This is a genomic window from Microbacterium halophytorum (assembly GCF_002970975.1).
Classification (GTDB): Bacteria; Actinomycetota; Actinomycetes; order Actinomycetales; family Microbacteriaceae; genus Microbacterium; species Microbacterium halophytorum.
The window spans coordinates 1-5,568 of record NZ_PNFA01000020.1 but is presented as its reverse complement, the minus strand read 5'-3'; the positions used below and the strand labels follow the sequence as shown (position 1 = coordinate 5,568).

The 5,568-nt window shown below is 56.1% G+C and carries 3 rRNA genes; all 3 read left to right on the top strand.

Annotated elements, in window-relative coordinates:
- Positions 1 to 249: 249 nt before the first annotated feature.
- Positions 250 to 1,776: ribosomal RNA gene (locus C0010_RS14810) — 16S ribosomal RNA — on the top strand.
- Between the two features lie 368 nt (positions 1,777 to 2,144).
- A 23S ribosomal RNA gene (locus C0010_RS14805) occupies positions 2,145 to 5,255 on the top strand.
- 115 nt (positions 5,256 to 5,370) lie between these two features.
- Positions 5,371 to 5,487 (top strand): 5S ribosomal RNA (gene rrf, locus C0010_RS14800).
- The 16S, 23S and 5S rRNA genes sit together here, the layout of an rRNA operon.
- Positions 5,488 to 5,568 lie beyond the last annotated feature (81 nt).

Genomic DNA, 5,568 nt, shown 5'->3' with positions numbered 1-5,568 from the left:
GATAAGCTGAGGAAGTTGCCCCGGAGGGCTGCGGCGGGAGTCGCAGGGCCGGGAGCGTCCGATCCTTGAGAACTCAACAGCGTGCACTTGTCAAATGCCAAATTATCCTCGGCTCGAGTGGTTTTCCATTCGGGTTTGAGAATTCCTTTGGATCAATTTAATGAATCGTCAGTTTGATGGTTCGTTCTTTGGTCATGATTGAACTCGCTGCGGGTCATCGTTTTCCCGGTGTCTCGTATGCAACTGTTTTTTACGGAGAGTTTGATCCTGGCTCAGGATGAACGCTGGCGGCGTGCTTAACACATGCAAGTCGAACGATGAAGCCGGAGCTTGCTCTGGTGGATTAGTGGCGAACGGGTGAGTAACACGTGAGTAACCTGCCCCTGACTCTGGGATAAGCGCTGGAAACGGCGTCTAATACCGGATATGCGCTGTAACCGCATGGTTTGCAGCGGGAAAGATTTATCGGTTGGGGATGGACTCGCGGCCTATCAGCTTGTTGGTGAGGTAATGGCTCACCAAGGCGTCGACGGGTAGCCGGCCTGAGAGGGTGACCGGCCACACTGGGACTGAGACACGGCCCAGACTCCTACGGGAGGCAGCAGTGGGGAATATTGCACAATGGGCGCAAGCCTGATGCAGCAACGCCGCGTGAGGGATGACGGCCTTCGGGTTGTAAACCTCTTTTAGCAGGGAAGAAGCCTTCGGGTGACGGTACCTGCAGAAAAAGCGCCGGCTAACTACGTGCCAGCAGCCGCGGTAATACGTAGGGCGCAAGCGTTATCCGGAATTATTGGGCGTAAAGAGCTCGTAGGCGGTTTGTCACGTCTGCTGTGAAAACTGGAGGCTCAACCTCCAGCCTGCAGTGGGTACGGGCAGACTAGAGTGCGGTAGGGGAGATTGGAATTCCTGGTGTAGCGGTGGAATGCGCAGATATCAGGAGGAACACCGATGGCGAAGGCAGATCTCTGGGCCGTTACTGACGCTGAGGAGCGAAAGGGTGGGGAGCAAACAGGCTTAGATACCCTGGTAGTCCACCCCGTAAACGTTGGGAACTAGTTGTGGGGGCTTTTCTACGGTCTCCGTGACGCAGCTAACGCATTAAGTTCCCCGCCTGGGGAGTACGGCCGCAAGGCTAAAACTCAAAGGAATTGACGGGGACCCGCACAAGCGGCGGAGCATGCGGATTAATTCGATGCAACGCGAAGAACCTTACCAAGGCTTGACATATTCGAGAACGGGCCAGAAATGGTCAACTCTTTGGACACTCGTATACAGGTGGTGCATGGTTGTCGTCAGCTCGTGTCGTGAGATGTTGGGTTAAGTCCCGCAACGAGCGCAACCCTCGTTCTCTGTTGCCAGCACGTAATGGTGGGAACTCAGGGGATACTGCCGGGGTCAACTCGGAGGAAGGTGGGGATGACGTCAAATCATCATGCCCCTTATGTCTTGGGCTTCACGCATGCTACAATGGCCGGTACAATGGGCTGCAATACCGTGAGGTGGAGCGAATCCCAAAAAGCCGGTCCCAGTTCGGATCGTAGTCTGCAACTCGACTACGTGAAGTCGGAGTCGCTAGTAATCGCAGATCAGCAACGCTGCGGTGAATACGTTCCCGGGTCTTGTACACACCGCCCGTCAAGTCATGAAAGTCGGTAACACCTGAAGCCGGTGGCCTAACCCTTGTGGAGGGAGCCGTCGAAGGTGGGATCGGTAATTAGGACTAAGTCGTAACAAGGTAGCCGTACCGGAAGGTGCGGCTGGATCACCTCCTTTCTAAGGAGCATCTGGCACCGGTCGGTCCTTCGGGGTCGGCGTTGATGGTGTCCAGGCGCCGGTTCAGCACCGAATGTGTGCTGCCGGTAGCTCACGGGTAGAACATTTGACATGCCGTCAGCGCGACGGGTTTTCGTTAGTACGCCTCCTTTGCGGGGTGGGAACGCGGGGGCTCGTGAGCGGGATGGCTGCACGCTGTTGGGTCCTGAGGGGCCGGCCGTTGGCCAGTCTTCCTCTCGGACTTCTTTTTGCGCTCCTGTGGGGGTTGCGGAGGGAGTGCCGCCCGTACTTTGAGAACTACACAGTGGACGCGAGCATCTTAAAAGAAGCGAACGTCAAAGATTAAGTCTTTGACGGCTCATGTGATTTTGTAAGTCTTTAAGAGCAAACGGTGGATGCCTTGGCATCTGGAGCCGAAGAAGGACGTAGCAATCTGCGATAAGCCTCGGGGAGCTGATAAGCGAGCTGTGATCCGTGGATGTCCGAATGGGGAAACCCCGCTGGGTGCGCTTGCGCATCCCAGTGACTCCCGCCTGAATATATAGGGCGGGTAGAGGGAACGTGGGGAAGTGAAACATCTCAGTACCCACAGGAAGAGAAAACAACAGTGATTCCGTGAGTAGTGGCGAGCGAAAGCGGATGAGGCTAAACCGGGTGTGTGTGATAGCCGGCAGGCGTTGCATGCCCGGGGTTGTGGGACCTTGTGTTCTCCTGCTGCCGCAGGGGTCGCGTTAGAGAAGCGTGTAGACGAACGGTTTTGAACGGCCGGCCAGAGAGGGTGAGAGTCCCGTAGTCGAAATGCGTGTTCTCACGTGTCGAGTGTTCCCGAGTAGCACCGGACTCGTGAAATCCGGTGTGAATCTGTCAGGACCACCTGATAAGCCTAAATACTCCCAGATGACCGATAGCGGACAAGTACCGTGAGGGAAAGGTGAAAAGTACCCCGGGAGGGGAGTGAAATAGTACCTGAAACCGTTTGCTTACAAACCGTCGGAGCGACCCTAGCAGTCGTGACGGCGTGCCTTTTGAAGAATGAGCCTGCGAGTTAGTGATACGTGGCGAGGTTAACCCGTGTGGGGCAGCCGTAGCGAAAGCGAGTCTGAATAGGGCGATCGAGTCGCGTGTCCTAGACCCGAAGCGAAGTGATCTATCCATGGCCAGGCTGAAGCGACGGTAAGACGTCGTGGAGGGCCGAACCCACTTAGGTTGAAAACTGAGGGGATGAGCTGTGGATAGGGGTGAAAGGCCAATCAAACTTCGTGATAGCTGGTTCTCTCCGAAATGCATTTAGGTGCAGCGTTGCGTGTTTCTTACCGGAGGTAGAGCTACTGGATGGCCGATGGGCCTCAACAGGTTACTGACGTCAGCCAAACTCCGAATGCCGGTAAGTGAGAGCGCAGCAGTGAGACTGTGGGGGATAAGCTTCATAGTCGAGAGGGAAACAACCCAGATCGCCAACTAAGGTCCCAAAGCGTGTGCTAAGTGGAAAAGGATGTGGAGTTGCTTTGACAACCAGGAGGTTGGCTTAGAAGCAGCCACCCTTGAAAGAGTGCGTAATAGCTCACTGGTCAAGTGATTCCGCGCCGACAATGTAACGGGGCTCAAGCACACCACCGAAGTTGCGGCATTGACACAATCGGTAGGCCTTCGTGGTCCAGCCGTGTTGATGGGTAGGAGAGCGTCGTGTGGCGAGTGAAGCGGCAGGGTGACCTAGCCGTGGACGCCACACGAGTGAGAATGCAGGCATGAGTAGCGAAAGACGTGTGAGAAACACGTCCTCCGAAAGACCAAGGGTTCCAGGGTCAAGCTAATCTTCCCTGGGTAAGTCGGGACCTAAGGCGAGGCCGACAGGCGTAGTCGATGGACAACGGGTTGATATTCCCGTACCGGCGAAGAACCGCCCAAACCAATCCAGTGGTGCTAAGCGCCCGAATCCGTACACCGTCACCTTCGGGTGGCACCGTGCGGCCTAGCGCGCGACCCCATGCTGGTGCGGTTAGCGTATTAACAGGTGTGACGCAGGAAGGTAGCCCAAGCCAGGCGATGGTTGTCCTGGTGCAAGCGTGTAGGCCGACTTCTAGGCAAATCCGGAAGTCATTCAGGCTGAGACGCGATGCGGATGAAAAGTGGGTGATCCTCTGCTGCCGAGAAAAGCATCGACGCGAGGTTCTAGCTGCCCGTACCCCAAACCGACTCAGGTGGTCAGGTAGAGAATACCAAGGAGATCGAGATAATCGTGGTTAAGGAACTCGGCAAAATGCCCCCGTAACTTCGGGAGAAGGGGGGCCCACCACTTACTAGGTTTCACACCGAAAGGGTGTGTGGGCCGCAGAGACCAGTGGGGAACGACTGTTTACTAAAAACACAGGTCCGTGCCAAGTCGCAAGACGATGTATACGGACTGACGCCTGCCCGGTGCTGGAAGGTTAAGAGGAAGAGTTAGCCGCAAGGCGAAGCTTAGAATTTAAGCCCCAGTAAACGGCGGTGGTAACTATAACCATCCTAAGGTAGCGAAATTCCTTGTCGGGTAAGTTCCGACCTGCACGAATGGCGTAACGATTCCCCAACTGTCTCAACCACGAACTCGGCGAAATTGCATTACGAGTAAAGATGCTCGTTACGCGCAGCAGGACGGAAAGACCCCGTGACCTTTACTACAGCTTGGTATTGGTGTTCTGTGTGGCCTGTGTAGGATAGGTGGGAGACTGTGAAACCCGGACGCCAGTTCGGGTGGAGTCATTGTTGAAATACCACTCTGGTCATTTGGAGCATCTAACTTCGAACCGTGATCCGGTTCAGGGACAGTGCCTGGTGGGTAGTTTAACTGGGGCGGTTGCCTCCCAAAGAGTAACGGAGGCGCCCAAAGGTTCCCTCAACCTGGTTGGCAATCAGGTGGCGAGTGTAAGTGCACAAGGGAGCTTGACTGTGAGACTGACAGGTCGAGCAGGGACGAAAGTCGGGACTAGTGATCCGGCAGTGGCTTGTGGAAGCGCTGTCGCTCAACGGATAAAAGGTACCTCGGGGATAACAGGCTTATCCTGCCCAAGAGTCCATATCGACGGCATGGTTTGGCACCTCGATGTCGGCTCGTCGCATCCTGGGGCTGGAGTAGGTCCCAAGGGTTGGGCTGTTCGCCCATTAAAGCGGTACGCGAGCTGGGTTTAGAACGTCGTGAGACAGTTCGGTCCCTATCCGCTGCGCGCGTTGGAAGTTTGAGAGGATCTGACCCTAGTACGAGAGGACCGGGTTGGACGAACCTCTGGTGTGCCAGTTGTCCTGCCAAGGGCACGGCTGGTTGGCTACGTTCGGGATGGATAACCGCTGAAAGCATCTAAGCGGGAAGCCGGCCTCAAGATGAGACTTCCCTGCCCCCTCGAGGGGCGTGAGGCTCCCAGCAGACTACTGGGTTGATAGGCCAGATGTGGAAGCACAGCAATGTGTGCAGCTGACTGGTACTAATAAGCCGACGACTTACAAACATTTTTCACTTGCGTCTTGCAAGCTGACTCGCGTCCACTTTGTGGTTCCCGATGTACGGGCAACCCACCCCCATCACGGCACTTCCGCGCCCGATGGGGACAACATCGATAGATTTTCGGTGGCCATAGCGGGAGGGAAACGCCCGGACACATTCCGAACCCGGAAGCTAAGCCTCCCTGCGCCGATGGTACTGCACCTGGGAGGGTGTGGGAGAGTAGGACACCGCCGAAATTAACTTCACCGAAAGGCCGACCAGCAACGCTGGTCGGCCTTTCGTCGTACCCGGGGGACGCACCCCGACGCCGCGGGCGC